At 66.0% G+C, this 19,045-nt stretch carries 16 protein-coding genes and 1 pseudogene; 8 read left to right on the top strand and 9 right to left on the bottom strand.

Annotation, left to right across the window (positions count from 1 at the left end):
* Positions 1-2: 2 nt before the first annotated feature.
* Positions 3-653 (top strand): hypothetical protein, encoded by a 651-nt coding sequence (locus ON32_RS24820; protein WP_040793450.1) that lies wholly within the window; start codon positions 3-5, stop codon positions 651-653.
* Positions 650-2,959, top strand: coding sequence for a M20/M25/M40 family metallo-hydrolase (locus ON32_RS24825; protein WP_040793451.1), 2,310 nt, complete (start codon positions 650-652; stop codon positions 2,957-2,959). Before ON32_RS24820 ends, ON32_RS24825 begins: the two co-directional genes overlap by 4 nt.
* Positions 2,960-3,020: 61 nt before the next feature.
* On the opposite strand, the gene ON32_RS24830 is transcribed toward ON32_RS24825, so the two are convergent.
* Positions 3,021-3,941, bottom strand: coding sequence for a D-isomer specific 2-hydroxyacid dehydrogenase family protein (locus ON32_RS24830; protein ID WP_040793452.1), 921 nt, complete (start codon positions 3,939-3,941; stop codon positions 3,021-3,023).
* A gap of 1,155 nt (positions 3,942-5,096) precedes the next feature.
* A pseudogene (locus tag ON32_RS24835) lies at positions 5,097-5,447 on the bottom strand (oxygenase MpaB family protein); the annotation flags it as partial.
* Between the two features lie 348 nt (positions 5,448-5,795).
* Here ON32_RS24835 and ON32_RS24840 point away from each other — a divergent pair.
* Entirely contained in the window at positions 5,796-6,593 is a 798-nt protein-coding gene (locus tag ON32_RS24840) for an alpha/beta fold hydrolase (protein WP_040793474.1), read from the top strand.
* A gap of 2 nt (positions 6,594-6,595) precedes the next feature.
* On the top strand, positions 6,596-7,840 hold the full coding sequence (locus tag ON32_RS24845) for a PP2C family protein-serine/threonine phosphatase (protein WP_040793475.1): 1,245 nt from the start codon (positions 6,596-6,598) through the stop codon (positions 7,838-7,840).
* A gap of 53 nt (positions 7,841-7,893) precedes the next feature.
* Here the strand turns inward: ON32_RS24845 and ON32_RS24850 are convergent, their stop codons facing one another.
* From ON32_RS24850 to ON32_RS24860, 3 genes are read right to left on the bottom strand one after another with little or no spacing between them, the layout of a single operon-like run.
* On the bottom strand, positions 7,894-8,268 hold the full coding sequence (locus tag ON32_RS24850) for a DUF742 domain-containing protein (protein WP_040793454.1): 375 nt from the start codon (positions 8,266-8,268) through the stop codon (positions 7,894-7,896).
* The gene (locus ON32_RS24855; RefSeq protein WP_040793455.1) at positions 8,265-8,681 is read right to left on the bottom strand and encodes a roadblock/LC7 domain-containing protein; all 417 of its coding nucleotides are present in this window, start codon (positions 8,679-8,681) and stop codon (positions 8,265-8,267) included. The genes ON32_RS24850 and ON32_RS24855 overlap by 4 nt, the downstream gene beginning before the upstream one ends.
* Positions 8,659-11,031, bottom strand: coding sequence for a sensor histidine kinase (locus tag ON32_RS24860; protein ID WP_040793456.1), 2,373 nt, complete (start codon positions 11,029-11,031; stop codon positions 8,659-8,661). The genes ON32_RS24855 and ON32_RS24860 overlap by 23 nt, the downstream gene beginning before the upstream one ends.
* Before the next feature lie 465 nt (positions 11,032-11,496).
* On the opposite strand from ON32_RS24860, the gene ON32_RS24865 reads away from it, so the two are divergent.
* Entirely contained in the window at positions 11,497-12,210 is a 714-nt protein-coding gene (locus ON32_RS24865) for a class I SAM-dependent methyltransferase (protein ID WP_040793457.1), read from the top strand.
* 58 nt (positions 12,211-12,268) lie between these two features.
* On the opposite strand, the gene ON32_RS29195 is transcribed toward ON32_RS24865, so the two are convergent.
* Positions 12,269-12,754, bottom strand: coding sequence for a hypothetical protein (locus tag ON32_RS29195; protein WP_157224356.1), 486 nt, complete (start codon positions 12,752-12,754; stop codon positions 12,269-12,271).
* 311 nt (positions 12,755-13,065) lie between these two features.
* On the opposite strand from ON32_RS29195, the gene ON32_RS24870 reads away from it, so the two are divergent.
* Together ON32_RS24870 and ON32_RS24875 are read left to right on the top strand one after the other, a co-directional pair.
* Complete coding sequence (locus tag ON32_RS24870; RefSeq protein ID WP_157224357.1) at positions 13,066-14,049, top strand: hypothetical protein; 984 nt, start codon at positions 13,066-13,068, stop codon at positions 14,047-14,049.
* Positions 14,050-14,233: 184 nt separating this feature from the next.
* Entirely contained in the window at positions 14,234-15,130 is an 897-nt protein-coding gene (locus tag ON32_RS24875; RefSeq protein ID WP_051133657.1) for a Vgb family protein, read from the top strand.
* A 74-nt stretch (positions 15,131-15,204) separates the two neighbouring features.
* Here the strand turns inward: ON32_RS24875 and ON32_RS24880 are convergent, their stop codons facing one another.
* Positions 15,205-16,557: a family 1 glycosylhydrolase gene (locus tag ON32_RS24880; RefSeq protein WP_040793459.1), complete on the bottom strand. Its 1,353-nt coding sequence runs from the start codon at positions 16,555-16,557 to the stop codon at positions 15,205-15,207.
* Between the two features lie 173 nt (positions 16,558-16,730).
* Here ON32_RS24880 and ON32_RS24885 point away from each other — a divergent pair, with 173 nt between their 5' ends.
* A complete protein-coding gene (locus ON32_RS24885; protein WP_245551281.1) occupies positions 16,731-17,573 on the top strand; it encodes an SAM-dependent methyltransferase in 843 nt (280 codons plus the stop codon).
* Positions 17,574-17,673: 100 nt separating this feature from the next.
* Here ON32_RS24885 and ON32_RS24890 read toward each other — a convergent pair whose 3' ends face one another.
* Together ON32_RS24890 and ON32_RS24895 are read right to left on the bottom strand one after the other, a co-directional pair.
* Positions 17,674-18,321, bottom strand: a complete 648-nt coding sequence (locus tag ON32_RS24890) for a GyrI-like domain-containing protein (protein ID WP_040793460.1) — start codon at positions 18,319-18,321, stop codon at positions 17,674-17,676.
* Positions 18,305-18,838, bottom strand: coding sequence for a PadR family transcriptional regulator (locus ON32_RS24895; RefSeq protein ID WP_040793461.1), 534 nt, complete (start codon positions 18,836-18,838; stop codon positions 18,305-18,307). Before ON32_RS24895 ends, ON32_RS24890 begins: the two co-directional genes overlap by 17 nt.
* Between the last annotated feature and the right edge of the window lie 207 nt (positions 18,839-19,045).

Consider the following 19,045-nt stretch of genomic DNA (forward strand, 5'->3'; position numbering starts at 1 on the left):
CCATGGTGGGTGCCGAGATGGATCTCGAGCGAGCTGTCGAGATCACCAGAACAGGAGACATCTGGTTGTTCCGTGGGTATTCCACGGCCGATCGGATGATCCGGATGACCACGAACAGCCCGGTCAACCACGTCGGCATGTCCGTTGTGATCGATGATCTGCCCGCGCTGATCTGGCATGCGGAACTCGGTCGCTCACTACCGGACATGTGGTCGGGCACCGCGCACCGCGGCGCCCAGTTGCACAATCTGCGCGACGCGGTGCTGGTCTGGGCGAACCGTTACGGTCAACAGGCCTGGTTACGCCAGCTGGACCCACCGGCCACGCGGGAGATGGAGGACGGTGCGCTGCGTGCCATCGCCCGACTCGACGGCACCCCGTTCCCCTCCACCGCCGCATTGGCCGCGCGCTGGTTCCGCGGCCGACTTCGGCTGCCGCGCCGCCGATCTCGACGGACCACCGCTCAGCGGGTGGAGAACGCCTACTGCGCCGAGATCGTGGCCGCCACCTACCAGGCGATGGGGCTGCTGCCGGACAACCGCAGCCCCGACTGGTACGACCCGGGCCGCTTCTGGAGCGGTGATCGTCTGCGGCTCACCGACGGTCATGTGCTCAGCGGTGAGATCGCGATCCGCGTACCGGCCGAGTCGTGATCCGGAAACCGACCGAGACGGTCCACCGTGTGGTCGCGGGTCTGCTGGTACTGCTGGTTCTCGCGAGTGCGGTGTGCTGGTCACTCCGCGCGGAGGGCAACGACCGGCCGCTGATTCCCGCGACGGTACCGGGACAGTTCAGTGCCGAACGGGCCCGCGCCCACCTGGATCGGTTCGCCACCGAACCACGGCCGCTGGGCAGCCCGGCAAGCGATCGGACGCGGGACTACATCGCCGCGCAACTGCGGTCGTCGGGTTTCACAGTGGAGAACATGCACGCGCTCGGTGCCCGATCCGCGAAGGGATCGGCGATTTTCGGCCGGGTCGACAATGTGATCGCCACCCTTCCGGGGCGGGCGGCCACCGGAACCGTGCTCCTGGCCGCCCACTATGATTCCGCGGCCACGGGTCCGGGCGCCTCCGATGACGGCGCCGCGGTCGCCGCCATGCTGGAGGTCGCCCGATCGATCGGCGCGGACGGCGGATTACGCAACGATCTGGTGCTGCTGTTCACCGACGGCGAGGAGGACGGCCTGCTGGGCGCGGAGGCGTTCGTCCGCGAACATCCACTGGGCCGGGCGGGCGGTGTGGTGCTCAATTGGGAGGCCCGCGGGGTGAGCGGGCCATCGCTGATGTTCGAGACGTCCCCCGCCAATGCGGAACTGGTCTCGCTGTTCTCGAAGGCGGTGCCCGACCCCAGAGGCGACTCGTCGATGGTCGAGATCTACCGGTATCTGCCGAACGACACCGATTTCAGCCAATTCTCCGCCGCCGGCTTCGCCGGACTCAACTTCGCCTATATCGAGCAGCCGTCCTACTACCACACGGCCGGTGATTCCCTGACCAATCTGGATCCGCGCAGCCTGCAGCATCACGGTGAGAACATGCTGTCGCTCACCCGCGCGCTCGGCGCGGCCGACCTACCCGCCCTGCGCTCCGATCGGGACGCCACCTATTTCCGATTCGGCACGGTGCCGGTCACCTACTCCAGCACGCCGGCCCGGCCGCTCGCGGCGCTGGCCGTGGCGCTCGTGGTGGCACTGGCCGTGCTCGCCCACCGGCGGGGCCGGGCGAGCGCGTCCCGGATGATGTGGGCGGCGGTGGCGGCGGCGCTTCCATTCGGTGTATCGATCGCATCGGCCCAGGTGATCTGGCTGCTGATCGCGGCCCTGCGCCCGGATTACGCGATGATGAACGGACTGCTGTACCGCCCGTACTCCTACCAGGTCGCCATTGCCGCCCTGACCACGGCCGCGCTGCTCCTGTGGTATCTGCTGCTGCGCGCTCGTCTGGGGTCGGCCGCGCTCGTGACCGGGGCCCTCGTCTGGCCGGCCGGTGCGGGTGTGGTGTGCGCGGTGATCGCGCCCGGTGCGTCGTTCCTGTTCGTCCTGCCGACGCTGTTCGCCGCGGCCGGTGTGTTGGCGGCCATGCTTCCGGTGCGCCGGCCCGGATGGTCGGCGGTCTGCCTGGCGGCGGGGCTTTCGGTCTCCGCCGTAATGCTTCCCGTCATGGCACGCGGTTTGTTCACCGGGGTCGGGTTGGCATTCGGCGGCGCCGGCGCTGCCTGTCTGACCCTGTTCGGTCTGCTGCTACTTCCCGTCGTCGAACTGCTGTTGCCGGAGTCCACCATTACCCGTCGGGCCGTCGTGGTGGCCCCGATGCTCGCCGTGACGGTGGCGATCGCCTCGGTCGGTGCCGGTCTGGTCCTCGATACCGTCGATGCGGCACACCCGCGGCGTAGTCACCTCGCCTATGTGCTCGATGCCGATACCGGGGCAGCGCACTGGGTCAGCGGGGAACGCCATCCCACTACCTGGACCCGCGAATACCTCACCGGCCACGATCTCTCCGGACTTCCCCCGGGGTACACACGTGGTCCGTTGTGGACCGGGCGCGCCGAGCCGCTCGCCGTCGCGGGTCCCCGGCTCGCGATACGCCATCGCGAGGGGGACACCGTGACGGTGCACGTGGATTCTCCACGTTCGGCCGAGTCGCTGACCTTACGCATCGACCATCCGATCGATCTGGTCACCGCAAGCGTTCCCGGCACGGCACCGGTCACCGTGGCCGTTTCGGGGTCGCCCGCCCACACCTGGCCGGGTGAGATCCGTTTCCGCGATCTCCCGTCCGAAGGGGTCGAGCTCACCATACGCACCCCGGGCGCGCACCGGGTCCGCGTCACGGTGATCGATGAAACCCGTGATATCGCCGCCGCTCCCGGGTTCCGTCCTCGGCCCGAGGATGTCGTGGCCGCACCCCACGGCGACGGTGATCTGATAGCAGTGGCGCGAACCTACGAGATGTGATCCGTGAGCGGGTGGGCCCGCGATCGGTGACCGTCCCCCAGACCGCTACCTGAGACCGCGGTCAGTAGCCGCGCTCGATATCGATGATCGCGCGCAGCGGTTCACCGGCGGCGAAACGTGCGACATTCTCCCGAACATGGTCGGCGAGCAGAGCGGTGAGACCGGAGGGTGGATTGGCGATATGAGGGGTGATGATGGCGTTCGGCAGCGTCCACAGCGGGTGGCCGTCCGGAAGCGGCTCGGGGTCGGTGACATCGAGCGCCGCGCCGCCGATGGAGCCCTCCCGCAGCGCCGAAACCAGGGCGTCGGTGTCGATCAGCGAGCCGCGGGCGATATTGACCACCCAGGCGGTCGACTTCATTCGACCCAGGGCGTCGGCATCGATCAGCCGTCGCGTCGCCGTCGTCGCGGGTGCCGCGATGACGAAATGATCCGCGCGCGACCATATTTCCCGGATACGTTCGGCGGGTAATGTCTCGTTCGCGCCGGCGACCGGCGCACCCGACCTGGTTACGGCCAGTATTCGCGCACCCAAGGCGGTGAGCTGCGGAATCATCGCACGGCCGATTCCTCCGCATCCGACGATGGCGGCGGTCGAGCCGTGCAGTGTGCCCACTCGGGGGTCGAATTCCGCTTTGCGCCACGACACGGCTCGTATCTGTTCGCCGAGGGCTCGCACCCCGGCAAGCAGGAGCAGCACGGCGTGTTCGGCGACGGTTCTCGCGTACGCACCAGCCGCCGATGTCCACACCCGTCGGTTGTCGATGATCCCGGCGGCGAACCACGATTCCACTCCCGCGGACGGCAGCTGCACCCAACGTACGGTGTCGGGTAGATCGATGGGAAAGGAGTCGATCCCCCCGGCCCACACCACGGCTTCCGCTTCGGTCCAGGGGACCAGTTGTCCGCCGGCTCGTTCGATACCACGGGCGAGATGGGGGTCGAACCGGGGGCCGAGGTGGATGAGTGGGGTGCGGGGCATCGGGTCTCTCGTTTCCTGGTGTGTCGTATGCGTCGACCCACCGTATGTCGGGACAGCGGTCGATGGCATCGCCCGATCGGAGTCGGTTCCCCTCTCGGTCCGTATCCGCGACCGTGCCGGAGGGAGCCGGTGGCCGCTGGCCACCGGCTCTATCGTCACGGTGATCGCGATATCGACCGAAATCGGGTCGGCGAGTGGTTCCGATGGCTCGTCTTCCCCTCCTCTCGTCCGGACAAGCGTTGCTCGGAGCGGCTTGTCGCGCACCCGATTTCCGAATACTCCGCTCCGGTGCGTTGGGATATGGGAGGACGCTGCGCATTACGTCGGTGCGAGCCCGGAGGGTATCGATCTCGTTGACCTGAAACGAGTTCCGGGAATGCTCGTGATCGAATAAAAGGAGATGTATCCAAATATCATACCGCGCAATGAATTAGGCAATCGATCCGTTTTCATGTGGAAATATCGATGTGCCGATCAGGTGTCGGTGGAGCGAAACAACGGTGATGTCGGTTCATTGCTCCCGGGTGGAGTGCTCGGATTCGGCAAGGGTCGTTGTCGTCGGCCGGATCAATGGCAAAGTAGCTGGTAGATCCATGGAAAAGGCGATCCGCCGGGAGTTGTCCCGGCGGATCGCCTCGTGTGGTCTCTGTGCCGATCTACGTATTGCCCGCCCTACGTATTACTCGGCGGAAAAGCTCGACAGCACGCCGATGCCGCCGAAAATGTCACCCAATGCGCTCAGGATGTCCGCGAGGCTGCCCAGATCCACTGATCCCATGTTTCCACTCCTGTTGTATGTGTTTGCGCACGACGTCTTTACGCCGTCACATACTTTGGTAATTCCGTGATCTGAACGTTATTGTCGAGTTTTGTTAACTCGGCCTGATAAATGGGTGAACAGGAGCTGAACCGGCAGCGATGGAAGAGAAAATTATCCTGGATTTAAAATTACAGGCCTGTGAGGCGGGTCAATTTGTGTCCACGCTCACAGTGAATTTGTAATTCTCGTTCCGGTGATGTGTTCTTCGGTGAATGCGGATATCGAGATGTCCGGCCGGATCGGCCTTCCCGGATCGGTGGCTCGGCCCCGACCGGGGATGGTCGGGGCCGATGCGTCCCGGGTGGGGGTGCGAACTCGCGATGTGAGGACTGGCTTCAGCGTGGCCGTTGAGTCATATCGCGGTTGGCGGTGGGCGCTTCGATGCTGATGGGCATGCGGAGTTCGGCCAGATACCACAGGGCGAATTGGCGGAGGAACTCGTCGAACAGCCAGTAGGCCTCCTGTGCGGGTGGGGCGATGGTGAGAATGCCTTCGCGGACGGCGACGAACGGGCCCCAGCTCAGGCGGAGCAGGGGATCCCAGATCGGTTCGCGGGCGATGCCCAGTCCGTCGGCGATGGGATCGCCGAGGAGGAAGCGGGTGAACGCGCCCGGTACAGGGTTGCTCAGGATCGCCAGATCCAGGTTGGTGCCCAATCGCAGGAGTCGGTCGGCGAGCCGGGCGCCGACTCCTGCGGTGACCACGTCCGCGGCACCGCCCGGGCCCGCCCCGGGGTTATCGCCGCCAATGCCCCACCGCCCCGGCCACTCCGTAATACCGCGCGCCTGTCCGAACTGTCCAGGACCCATCACTCCTCGTCGAGCTCGGATACCACCGATGGCCGTGGTGGCGGCGCCGCCACGAACGGTCACCCGGGCGCACCCATCGAGACGGGCGGAAACGGTTCCGCGGTGGGTGTCCCGAGTCGCATTCGTAAGGCCATACCGGTACGCACCCATCGATCTGCCTGCGAGAACGAAGAGAAAACGAACCTCGGCGTCGGTTTCTGTCAGGATGGGAGTGTGAGCGACGTGATGAGCAGGAACCGTGTGGTGGTCTCGGGGCAGGCCGATGCGCCGGTGGTGGTGCTGGCCCATGGGTTCGGCTGTGATCAAGGCCTGTGGCGGCTGGTGGCGCCGATATTGGCCGAACGGTTCACGGTGGTGCTGTTCGATCACGTGGGCTCCGGGGGGTCGGATCTGTCGGCCTGGACCCCCGAGCGGTATTCGACGATGGAGGGTTACGCCGAGGACATTCGACAGGTGTGCCGAGCGGTGGGTTCGGGGCCGGTGGTCCTGGTCGGGCATTCGGTTGCGGCGATGATGGGCGTCCTGGCCGCCGGGGCGGAACCGGAACTCTTCCAGGGATTGGTGTTGCTGGCGCCGAGCCCGTGCTTCCTCGACGACCCCGACACCGGGTATCGCGGCGGATTCAGCGCCGCCGACATCGATGAACTGCTCGAGTCACTGGATGCCAACTACCTGGGATGGTCGGGAGCGATGGCGCCGGTGATCATGGGCAATCCGGATCGTCCCGAGCTGGCGCAGGAGCTGGAGAACAGTTTCTGCCGCACCGACCCCGAGATCGCGCGGGTGTTCGCCCGCGTGACCTTTCTCTCCGACAACCGGGAAGATCTGTCGGCGGTGAAGGTGCCGACCCTGGTGGCCCAATGCTCGAACGACGCGATCGCGCCGCCGGAGGTGGGGGAATTCGTTCATGCCAACATTGCCGGCAGCCGATTGGTGACCTTGAACGCGACCGGGCACTGCCCCCAGCTGGCCGCTCCCGAGGAGACCGCCGAGGCGATCACCGAGTTCGTGCGTAGTCTGTGATGATGTGCCGCGCGAGTGGGTCGGATTCCGATCGTTTCGGATTCGAGTCCGGCGACCCGGGCCGTCGCGCGGAGTTCGCGGCGCTGTTGGAGGACGACGTCGAGGATCTGTACGAGAACGCGCCCTGCGGCTATCTGTCGACGATGCTGGACGGACGCATCGTGAAGATCAATGCCACCCTGTTGGGCTGGCTCGGGTATCGGTGCGAGGAGGTGGTGGGCCGGCGCTGTTTCAACGATCTGCTCACCGTCGGTGGGCGGCTGTACCACGAAACCCATTTCGCACCGCTGCTGCGGATGCAGGGCCAGATCAGCGGTATCGCCCTCGAACTCCGGGCGGCCGATGGCTCCCGGCTGCCCGTCCTGGTGACCTCCACGGTGAAGGCCTCGTCGGATGGGCAGCCGCTGCTGGTTCGGACCACGATATTCGATGCCCGGGAGCGTCGTGCCTACGAAACCGAGTTGCTGCGCGCCCGCCGGGAGGTAGAACGCGACCGGGAGCGGCTGCATCGGTTGAACACCACCCTCCAGCGCACCCTGCTGCCCTCGGCGCTCGAATCCATCGAGGGCATGGACGTCGCCGCGCACTACCACGTCGCTTCCGCCGACGAGGTCGGTGGAGACTTCTACGATCTGTTTCCCATTTCCGCCGGCGCGTGGGGGTGCTTCCTGGGTGACGTCTGTGGTAAAGGGGCCACCGCCGCCACGATCACCTCCCTGGCCCGGTACACGCTTCGCGGGGCCGCGGTCCACGATCCCGATCCCGCCGCGGTCCTGACCCATCTCAACACCGTCATGGTGCGGGATCGCCAACCCGGAACCCTTCGCTTCTGCACCGTGCTCTACGGACTGCTCACCCTCGACCTCGAGTCGGAGCAGCCGCATGCCACCGTGACCATGGCCTCCGGCGGACACCCCCCGGCATTGCTCCTGGGTGGTGACGGTACCGCCGAATACCTACCGACCCCGGGCGGACAATTGATCGGAGTGTTCCCCGGCGCGGATATCGTGACCATCACCTTCGACCTGCATCCCGGCGATACGCTGTTGCTCTACACCGACGGCGTCACCGAGGCCCGCACCACCGACGGGTTCTACGGGGAATCGGCCCTTCTCGACTTCGGTCGCGCGCTGGCTCCGGCTTCGGCCACCGAGACGATTGCCGCGTTCCGGGAACTGCTCGTCTCCTTCGGTGACGACGTCACCGACGACACCGCGTTACTGGCCCTCCATCTGCTGCCTCGGTGAGATCACCCGATCCGCGCGGGTGCGGGTGATCGCGGTTTCTCCGGCGGCTCGGATCATCCTCCACGCAAACTGTTCGCGATCATCTGCAGCAGCCCGAGATCGGCGGCGTCGTTCGTGGCCTCGACCGGAGCGCGGACCACCAGCCGGCCGTCATCGATCAGATCCCCGATGAGGACCTTGGTCAGCGTGAGCGGGAGACGCAGCTGCGCCGAAATCTCCGCTACCGATTGCGGAGAACGGCACAGCCGGATGATGTCGAGATACTCGGGTTCGGTTCGCCGTGGAGCGAATCCGGCTCTGGCGTCGACAACCATGGTGTCCAGGCTCAGGTCCGAACGGGTGCGACCCCGGCCGCGGGTCAACGCGTAGAGGCGTACGACGGGGCCGGCGTCCTCCTCGTTCCACGGGTCGGTGCGCGGATCTTTCACTGCTGAAGTGTGCCGTTCGGGTTGGGTCGGGTGTCGACGGCGAGATGAGAGCCGACACGTTGGACCGTGCGGTTCACCTCGTAGGCCACCATGCCCATATTCGCGCCCTCTGCGGCCAACAGGGCGAGGCAGGCGTTGTTACCGGCCGCGGTGATGAACAGCACCGCGCGATCGAGCTCCACCACGGTTTGGCAGACCCCACCGGCCTTGAAATGGCTTCCGGCATTGCGCGCCAGGCTGTGGAAGGCCGATGCCATGGCGGCGAATCGTTCGGCATCGGTCCGGTCCATCCCGGCCGAATGGCCCATCAGCAGTCCGTCGGTGGACAACAGCACCGCCGACTCGGCCTCCGGTAACCCACTGACCAGTTCTTCCAGTAGCCAGCTCAGGTCAGTGCGTGGGGGAGTGGTCATCATCACCTTCCTGTCGAGTGCGATCGCTTGCGGTCGAGTCGGGATGCGGACGGCGCCCCGACCGGGTGCCGTTCTCGATCGCGGCCATCAGGTTGCGTGCCTGTTCGGGTGTGCGCGTCCGGGGCGTCTCGACGATCGGAAGCTTCTCGGTGTCCGCTTCCGTGGACTGTCGACGCCGCCGCGGCAGCGGGGGACGGGCCCCCGGTGCGGGCTCCGCTGTGGATTCGACGGTGGCCGGCTGCGCCGGCGCGCCGGCCGACCGGGTCGGCGCCGAAGCGTTCTCGGACGCTGGGGTGCGGGTTTCTCGGGAGGCGACTGCCGTCGCCGCGGCATATGCGGGTTCGGAGGTCGGGACCTGGGCGGGCTCGACGGCCGGCTCGGTGGGGGGATCCTCGGAGGAGATGAGCGTATTCGGAATCACCACGACCGCCATGATCCCGCCGGACGCGGATTCCGCCAATCGCACCGAGACACCGTGCCGGGCGGCCAAGGTGGCCACGACGAACAGTCCCAGGCGAGTGCCGCCGGTCAGCGCCGCCATCCCGAAATCCGGGGGTTCGGCCAGGAGCTGGTTGCACGCGGCTATCTCCTCCGCAGGCATTCCCAACCCGTTGTCGGCGATTTCCACCGCAACCCCGCGGCCGACGATGGTGGCCGATACCTCGACCCGGGATTCCGGTGGCGAGAACGCCGTGGCATTGTCCATCAGCTCCGCGAGCAGATGGATCAGGTCGGCCGTGGCCTGGCCGGTGATATGCAGATCGGGAATGCGACCGGTGTGGATCCGGGGGTAGTCCAGGCTTTCCGCCGCCGCGCCGCGGACCAGATCCCACAGCGGAATCGGCTTGCGCCACTGTCGCCCCGGTTGTTCACCGCCGAGGACGATGAGGTTCTCGGCGTGCCGTCGGGCTCGGGTGGCCAGATGGTCGAGCTGGAAGAGGAGTTCGAGTTGATCGGCGTTCTCCTCGCGGCGTTCGGCCCGGTCCAGCAACGCCAGTTGTCGGTGCACGGCCAGCTGATTGCGCCGGGCGATATTGAGAAAGACCGTTCGGGAACCGGCGCGTGTCTTGGCTTCGGCGACCGCCGCCGAGACGGCGGCCACCTGGGCTCGGTTGAACGCGTCGGCCACTTCACCGAGTTCGTCGGTACCGAAATCCAGCCGCGCCACTTCGGCGGCCGTGTCGACGTTCTCCCCGCTTTCGAGCCGGCGCATGAGATCGGGCAACCGCTCGTCCGCGAGTTCCAGGGTGTCGTTGCGCAGCCGACGCATCCGTCCGATGAACCGGTTGGCCATGATCAGCGCCGCGACGAAGGCCGAGGTGGTGAGGATCAGCACCACGATCCCGCCGATCAGGGATTTCGTCGCCGTATCGGTGCCCTCCGCCCGTGCGATGGCGTGCGCGTCTCGGCTCTGGTCCTCCCAAAGTTTCAGCAGAGCCGAGTTGACCTGCTCGGATGCCTCCTGCCATTGCTGAACGGTGATCGGTAGGGCGGGGGCCTCCGTTGCCTCGGGCCGTTCGGTGTCGTAGTCGGTGTCCGCGGCGGAATCGTCGACCGGCAGCGGACCACGCAGGATGATGGCGTCCTGCATGGCGGTCACCTGCTGCCAGGCCGGTGAGTCGGTGATGGCCCGCAGCTGTTCCAGGCGTGATCCCGTGAGCACCGACGCGGAGTAGGTGACCTGTTCCCGGAACTGACCGGTGTGCCGGGTGAACTCGAGCAGCTGTTCCGGTGTCAGCTCGCCGCGTAGAAGGGCCACGGCACCGAGGGTATCGGCCTTCGACAATGCCTCGGCGGCGCGCAGCGGTTCGATACCGTAACCGAGCGCCACGGCGATACCGGCCTCGGGCGCCACCCGGGCGGCCACCAGCGACGCCTGGAAAATGGTCTCGATCACCGAGCTGAAGAAACCGAACGCCTCCTTGTGCGGCATCGCCCGGGCGTCGATCGCGGTGCGCACCCCGGGAACCCGGTTGTACAGCGGGCGGAAGGCCTCGAGGTCGTCCGCCGAGCCATCGGGGTCGAGACGTTGGGCTGCCTCGCCCTTGGCGATCACCGCGGCCAATGCGGTGTCCGAGCGCTGCCGCGCGTCCACCAGCCGGTCCGCCGCGTCCGGATCACCCGCCAGATACAGCAGTGACAGTCGGCGTTCCTCCTCGAACGCCTGCACCATCGAGATCACCGGGGTGGTGGTGCTGCTGATCAGATTGGCCCATACCGTCGCCGACAGGCTGGTTTTCACCAGATACCCCGCGGCGCCCACACCGACCACCAGCAAGGTGACGCTGGTGATCAGCACGATGGACAGCAGCCGGGTCCGGATTCCCACCCGGCCGCGGGTCTCCTCCACTCCGGAACGGAATGCGCGAACAAGTAATTCGGGGATATGCCACCGAATAGCCACTGTAGATCAACTCGTTCCCGGGGATGCGCGCGTGCGACAGCATCGTGACCGGCCCACCACCCAACTTCTTCGGCACTGCGGTTACCCGCCGATACATCAGTTTTCGTTTCAGACACTAACGAAAACGGCGGCCGGAGTCTCGGAAATCCCTCTCGGCTGCGCTATTTCGGGCGCCGACCTGCTCCTCGCACCGGTCACCGAACGCTTCGAGCGGTGCCGTGCGGTACGCCCATCCGTTCGCTCCTGCCTCACGGAAACACAGCATTCGGCCACCGTACCCGGTCGATACCGGTTACGGCGACCCCTACCGCCGGCCGGTAGCCGGGAGAGCGCTCGGCGGCGTGGCCGGGCCGGAGATCCGAAACCGGTGAGTAACTGTACATACGCCGGATCGGCTGATAGGGGTGGATCATGACCAATCCGGGCGATTTCGAATTCGAAGAGGTCTACCGCGGCACGGCCGGTCCGGTCGGGCCGGGCGGTAAGGCGCCGTGGAGTATCGGCGAACCCCAGCCCGAGCTCGCCGTGCTGATCGAGCAGGGCAAGTTCCACGGGGATGTGCTCGATGTCGGATGCGGGGAGGCAGCCATCTCGTTGTACCTGGCCGAACGGGGGTACACCACCGTCGGGCTGGATATCGCACCGACCGCCATAGAGTTGGCCCGCGCCGAAGCCGCCCGCCGCGGTCTGACCAACGCCACTTTCGAAGTGGCCGACATAACCTCGTTCGGTGGCTATGACGGCCGCTTCGGCACCATTGTCGACAGCACGCTGTTCCATTCGATACCGGTTGAGGCGCGCGAAGGGTATCTGCGCTCGATCGCCCGAGCCGCCGCGCCGGACGCATCGTATTTCGCGCTTGTTTTCGACCGGTCCGGCCTGCCCGAAGTGTCCGGTCCGGCACCTGCGCCGGTCACCGAGGACGAGCTTCGTGAAGTGGTGTCGAAGTACTGGGTGGTCGACGAGATCAGGCCGGCCCGTATCCACGCGAACCTGCCACCCGAGCTCGAGCAGCCCACGGATGGTCCCGCCGTGCGGTTCGAGGGCATCCGCGAGGAACCCAACGGCCGTAAATCGGTACCGGCCTGGCTACTTTCGGCTCATCTGCCCCCATCTGCTCGGTAACGGTCCATAGTCCGTGGCCGCCTTCTCCCGACCGGTCACGGCCGACGCGCGACATCTCTTACGGGTGGCGCGCTTCGACGCGCGTCTCGGGAACATCGACCTCGCGTCGCTTTTCGAGCCATACGCTGACCGCCACCGTTACATACGCGGCGACGGCCGCCATGCCCGGCAGCATGAGCATGAGCGTGAGAAATGAAAGCATCGAAGACACGAGCCCTCCCGAAACGAGCAATGGAAACCAACACACCGGCGCGCCGCGTTGCGTCACCGTCACGCCCCCGACATACCCACCATCGGTCGTCCAATCTCGCTCGAGCCGCCGAGACGGTGTGATACATCCCACTGTCCTCGTCTCGTGCCCGTCTCCGGGGTGAGAACCGGAGGTCCGGCTCGAAATCGCGTCGGACGAGTCCGGTCGAGACCTGGGATGGGCGATCTCGTTGCCGTCACGAATATTGTCGAGGCCTCTTTCTTGGCGACGCATATCGCGTGTCGGATGGTTATTTTCTTCTTCCAAGGCCGTGTCGGTGATCGAACGCACCACGCGACCCATGGAATTCGCTAAAAGATTGAGGCCCGGGAGGTTTCGTTATGACCGAGGCCGGCATTCTCACGGCGTGTATGTCCGCGCTGGATCACCTGATTCGGCTCGACGAGGACGGGGAACTATCCACTGAATACGTGCGATCGGTATCGCGGAAACCGGGGACGAGCGAACGGGGGTTATGGCGGTGGTTGGTGTCTCATAGGGCGAAGAATACTTCCGCACCACCGGCCGAGATATCGGAGGTCGGTACTCGGGAAATCGGATATCGGCAGCTCGTCGGTACGCGGATAGTGGGAGGCACGGTTTCGATGGTCACCGCGGACGAGACGCTGCCTCGACTACCCGACAGCGATGTCGGCACCTTCCGCGCCGACGCCTACCGAGGCCTTCCGCCGGAACAGTTCACCCGGGTCGACGCGGTATACAACGAAGGCCTCGAGTGGACCTGTCGATGGTTCGCCGCCCGGGCCGGCCACCCCTGTCGGCACGATTTGGACCAGAAACCCGAACCGTACTGGCTCGGACCGGATGATGTGGCCCTGGCAGAACACATGCGGGGTGTGCTGCGCTCCCCACGTGCGGTCCGGCGCCGGCTCCCGGAGCGGTCCTATGCGGGGCAGATCGATGAATGGCACGATATGCTCGGCCTCTACCGATTCCTCGGCGAAATCGTCGCCGACAGCCCCGGTCGTGCGCACACCGTCGCTCGACTCCGCGGTGCGCAGGCGGCCTTCCTCCTGCACGGTATGCGATTGGATCTGCCGCCGGACCTGCTCTACTCGGTGGGACCCGGGTTGACCACAACCCGGCTCGATGCGGAAACGGTCGAGCGCATTCGGGTGCGAACCGACAATCCGGTCGACGCCGCGGCCCTCGTCACGGCGCTCTTCACCGGTGCCACCAGCATGGAACTCAATGCCGTCCCCTGCGCATCGCTCACTCCGGAGGAGCTCGTTTTCGCCGGTCCGATCGGCTGTGCCAGAGCGGCCGACGTATACGTGTGGGTGATACCCCCGCCGGCGCGTCCCGTGCTGCGGGCCGCCCGTACATACCAGGAGACCCGCGCGGACCCCGCTCCGAAACTTCTCGCCGGCGCCGTCGGCGGGGCCGGTCAGCGGCTGCGGGTCCTCGCCGATCTGTGCGAGGTGACCCTTCCGGAACCGCACCATTGGCACCACAGTTGGATACGTCAATCGGGGCTGATCCGCCATATCGAACAACCGCATCATGTCCGCAACTCCGATCTGTTGTTCGCACTCCACCTCGCCCCACGCCCCAGATTGTTCGGGTAGTGCTTTTCTCATCGATATGCCCGGTCGGTCCGTCCGTCGGATAAACGAGTTGCGTTGTTGTCGGGGGAGCGGGCACAGTGTCGTCCTGCGCCGGGGCGGCCACCCACCACGATCACCGTGGCGCGATGGGGCGGGCCATCGGCGATCGGTCCGGCCCCGGGCGGAAGCAACCGAGAGGATGTCGATGACGCAGCAGGGTGATGACCACGGTATTCGGATCTTCCCGTTGTCCGATGCCGAGGCGGGCCCCTACGACCTCACCACGGGGGCCGACGAAGCGCTGTGGATCACCCTGGTCCACAGTGGTGAGGTCGCCCGCCTGACCACGGACGGTGGGATCGACCGTTACCCGGTGGGGGCCCCGGGGTGCCGACCGACCGTCATCGCCGCAGGTGTGGACGCGGCACTGTGGTTCACTCGCTACGGGGACGGCCATATCGGCCGCATCACCACCGACGGCGTCGTCACGGCGTTCGGGCTGCCGGAGTCGGGTAGCGGACCGTTCGGAATCTGCGCCGGTCCTGATGGCGCCATGTGGTTCACCGAGACGAACGCCGATCGAATCGGTCGTATCACCGTCGAGGGACGGATCACCCATTTCGACCTGCCCGTGCGAGAGGCGTTCCCTTCCGCCCTCACCTGTGGCCCCGACGATGCGTTGTGGTTCACCCTCAACCGGGCCGATGCCATCGGCCGTATCGATCTCGACGGCGAGATCGCCCTGTATCCCGTCCCCGGTTCCGGTGCGCCGGTGGGAATCACCTGCGGCCCGGACGATGCGTTGTGGTTCGTGGATATCGCCGCCGGCCGTATCGGCCGAAGCGATTGCAGCGGCGCCATGCAACTGTTCCCGCTGCCCGATCCCATGGCGAAACCGCATGCCATCACCGCCGGGTCCGCCGGCGACTGCTGGTTCACCGAATGGGGCGCCAACCGCGTCGGACGTATCGAACTCACAGGAGCCGTCACCGAATACGACCTGTCCACAGAGGTATCCGAACCGCACGGCATCACGGTCGGGCCCGATGGCGCGCTGTGGACGGCACTCGAAACCGGCGCGGTCGCCCGTATCGCACCGTAACCCCGAGGAAGGAACGGACGACGGTTCGTGACGGGCGGAGTCGATCCCAGAGCGACCCCGGTCCGATGTCCGTATTACCGCACCGGGGCGGCGATCGGGGTCAGGCAGCTGGCCGGGGGATCGATCAGGATGCACAGAGAGGGACCGCGGGTCGGGCGGTAATCGGCGGGAACACCGCCCGCGGCGACGATCTGCGTGTAGGTGCCCACGGCGTCGGTGGGGCGACGGGCGAGGGTCGGATCGGTGCGCACATCCACGGTGTAGAGACCGAATCGGGGGTTGTAGCTGCCCCATTCGTAGTTGTCGGTGAGGCTCCAGTAGTTGTAGCCCATCACATTCATGCCATCGGCCTTGGCGCGCTGGATCCAGTAGACGGTATCGCGGAGATGGTCGCTGCGGGTGTAGCCGTCGGGGCGGGGACGACCGTTGTCGGTGGGCATGCCGTTCTCCACGATATAGAGCGGTTTGCCCGGAAAACGGCGCGAATAATATTGCAGCGCGAAGTAGATGCCTTCCGGGCGCAGCGGCAGCTCCCACATCTGCGGTCCCGGCAGGTTCGGCATCGAGGACCCGCCGGCGCTCATGATGGATTCGAGCAGAGGGCGCACCGGATCGTAGGCGAAGTAGTAATCGACACCCACGTAATCGAGTCGACCGGCGATACGGTCGACGAGAGCACCGTTTACCTGGACATCCGAGCCGGCCACATAACCGATATTGCTGGTTACCTGGGCACTCGGCCGCACCTGGTGGATGTAGTCGTAGATGGTGTTGTGCGCCTGGGCGATACGATCCAGCATGACAGGCGCGTCGGCGGCGCCGTGGCGGGCCTCGTGCGCTATATAGGCCACCGGTTCGTTCACGGTCACCCACAGCGGGTCGACATCCGCGTAGCGATCGACGACCTTGCGCATATTCGCCAACCAGTCGTCGACCATGCCGGGGCTGCGCCAGCCGCCGCGGTCGACGGCCCAACCGGGATACACCCAGTGATCCAGGGTGATCATCGGTCGCATTCCGGACTGCACGATCGCCGAGACGACGGCGTCGTAGAAGCGGAACGCGGCATCGTCCCAGGCCCCCGGTGCGGGCTGGAGCCGAGCCCATTCGATCCCGATCCGGAAGACCCGAACGCCCAGGGCTGCCGCGAGCCGGATATCCGAGGCGTAGCGATCGTAGAAGTCCACCGAGTCCTGCAGCCGGTCGTATCCGGGGTTCGCGGCGATATAACGGGTCCAATTGCTGTCGGGTGCATGTCCTTCGGATTGGAAGCCCGATGTCGAGACGCCCCAGAGGAATCCCGAGTCCAGCGCGGGTAGGGCGGCCGGTCGTAGCGGTGGGGCGGCGGGGGCGTTCGAGCAGATGAGTAGGGTCGACACGGCGGAAACGAGCGAGACCGAAAGGTACCGACGGAGCCGAGATCGCATCGGCCCAGGGTAACGCCACGGACCGCCGGATCGGCGTAAATCCGGGAGATCATATGTTCGGCGGCGGCAACGGATATGCGGATGTCGCCACCGCAGCCCATGTGAATCCGGTTGTGCGTTCGGGGGATCGGGGTGGTTGACTCCATACGGGGCCCGATTGCCGGAGTGAGGAGATGGCTGTGGTCGATCACGACGGGTCGATGGATATCGGGCAGGACCGTGCCCACAGCGCGCGTATCTACGACTATTTCTTGGGTGGTAAGGACAATCACGCGGTCGACCGGGAGGCCGCGGCGAAGATCGAGCAGGCCATTCCCTCGGTCCGGGTCGTGGCCAAGGAAAATCGCGCGTTCATGGTGCGCGCGGTGCGGCACCTGAGCGAGTCGGGGGTGCGTCAGTTCCTCGATATCGGCACCGGTATCCCGACAGAACCCAATCTGCACCAGGTCGCACAGGAAATCGTGCCCGACGCTCGGGTGGTGTATGTGGACAACGACCCGATCGTGCTCGTTCACGCCCGGGCATTGCTGAAGGGCACACCGGAAGGTGTGGTCCGCTATGTCCGGGCCGATGTCACCGAACCGGAACGCATCCTGGACGATCCCGCGGTCCGGCAGACCCTGGATTTCACCGAGCCGGTCGCATTGAGCCTGATCGCCCTGTGCCATTTCGTTCCCGGGGATCGGGTCTACGAGATCGTCGATACGCTGTTGGCGCCGCTGGCGTCCGGGTCGTTGCTGGTGATGACCCATCTGACCACCGATTTCGATCCGGCCGTGGTGGAGGGCACGGTGCGTGCGTATCGGCAGAGCGGTATCGAGATGGAAGCCCGTACCTACGAGGGGGTTTCTCGCTTCTTCCGGGATATGGAGTTGCTCGGACCCGGTATCGTCGCGATCGAGTCCTGGTACCCCGACGGAGTGGAGCCGCCGGCGACGACCGGTACGGCGGTATTGCGCGTCGGTGCGGCCGAACCGCCCGCCGTCGGGTACGCGGTGATCGGGCGCAAGAAATAGTCGGGTCGGCTCCGAATCACGGTGCCGGCCCCTCGGACCGGCCCGATCGCCACACGGCGACGGGGCGGTTCCGGGCCGAGGGACCGGCGGGTTCATCGGTTCAGGAGTCCGCTTCGGCGACCGGCTGTCTGAGGATGGTGCGGAGCTTGTCGGGCGCGACCTTGCGGAAATCGTTGAGGTAGATCTCGTGATGTCTGCCGACCATCCGGAGTCCATGGCCCGGGATGAACTCGTGGTGCATACGGGCCAGCACTTCCGCCTCGTCGTCGTAGGAGCCGATATGTAATGTCTGCGCGCAGCGGCCCTCGGACAGCGAGTCCAGCCGCACCTCGTGGAGACGTCGGGGCCGGTTCTTCGCCGCGACCCGTGCGACGGCATCGGTGAACATGTCCTGGTCGATCCAGTAGGGAACCATGATCATCAATGTCCAGTCCCATCGGGACTTGTCCCGCGCGGATGTGAACGTATCCATGTCGTCGGACCACCACAGGCCTTCCAGAGGCATGACGACGTAGTCGCGGCCCAGGTCTTGTTTGCTGGTGAACTTGAGCTTGTAGGCCAGTGGATAGAGCGCTCCGGCCGCTTCGGCGAAGGACGGATCGGTATTGGGGTCGCCGTGCCCGTCGATCATGAGGTACTGCAGATCGGGCACGTCCACCAGTTGGATCTGCCCGTGGCGGGCGCGGTAGACGGCCATTTCTCTTTTGAAGTCGATCTTGGCCGTCGTGTGGTCAGTTCTGTTCGTCATCGGACACCCGGACTCGCGCCGCGAGCCACGACCTTTCCGCCTCCAAGAGGCACGATGAATAGGAGAACACTTCCCAGGCCGGTAACGGGAGCGGAGCCTGGGCCTCCTCGGCGGCTCGGACGGTGGCGATGCGGGCCTCGATATGGGCGAGTCGCTTCCGCAACGCCCCCGTGTAGTCCGGCTCCGGGAGCAGGGACAGATTCGACAGGCCCACCAGCAGGGGGTGTGGGACGAGGCGTGGCTCCGCGATGAGGGCGAGTGCGTTGTGCGCGGCGGTCTCCCGTCCCGCGTCCGTGGCGTGGAAGACGCGTCGGGACTTCGGGGCCGTGGGGGCGTCGGGAACATGGACCAGCCCGCGTTTCTCGAGTTTGGCGAGCAGGTAGTACAGGGACGAGAACCCGATTTCGGTCCATTGGCGGATACCGCGCTGCTCGATGACCTGCTCCAGGTCGTAGCCGTGGCGGGGGCGTTCGATGATCAATCCGAGGACGGTCAGCTCGGAGGGAGTGAGTTCCACAGCCAGTATTCTAGCACTAGAATACTGGCCTGCAAGCGTTTCCGCGCGGATCGGCCGCTGTGGCCGGTCGTTGTGGTGGTTACGATGGCCGCGAGCGCCGCGTGTCGCGCATCTCGGCAAATCGCCGGTGCGGTACCAATACCGCCGTCGACCCGCCGCGGCCGATAAATTCGGTTTCGTCTACGTGATAGGGAACTCGCGGCGGTC

The sequence above is a fragment of the Nocardia paucivorans NBRC 100373 genome (genome assembly GCF_000308675.1).
Taxonomy (GTDB): domain Bacteria; phylum Actinomycetota; class Actinomycetes; order Mycobacteriales; family Mycobacteriaceae; genus Nocardia; species Nocardia paucivorans.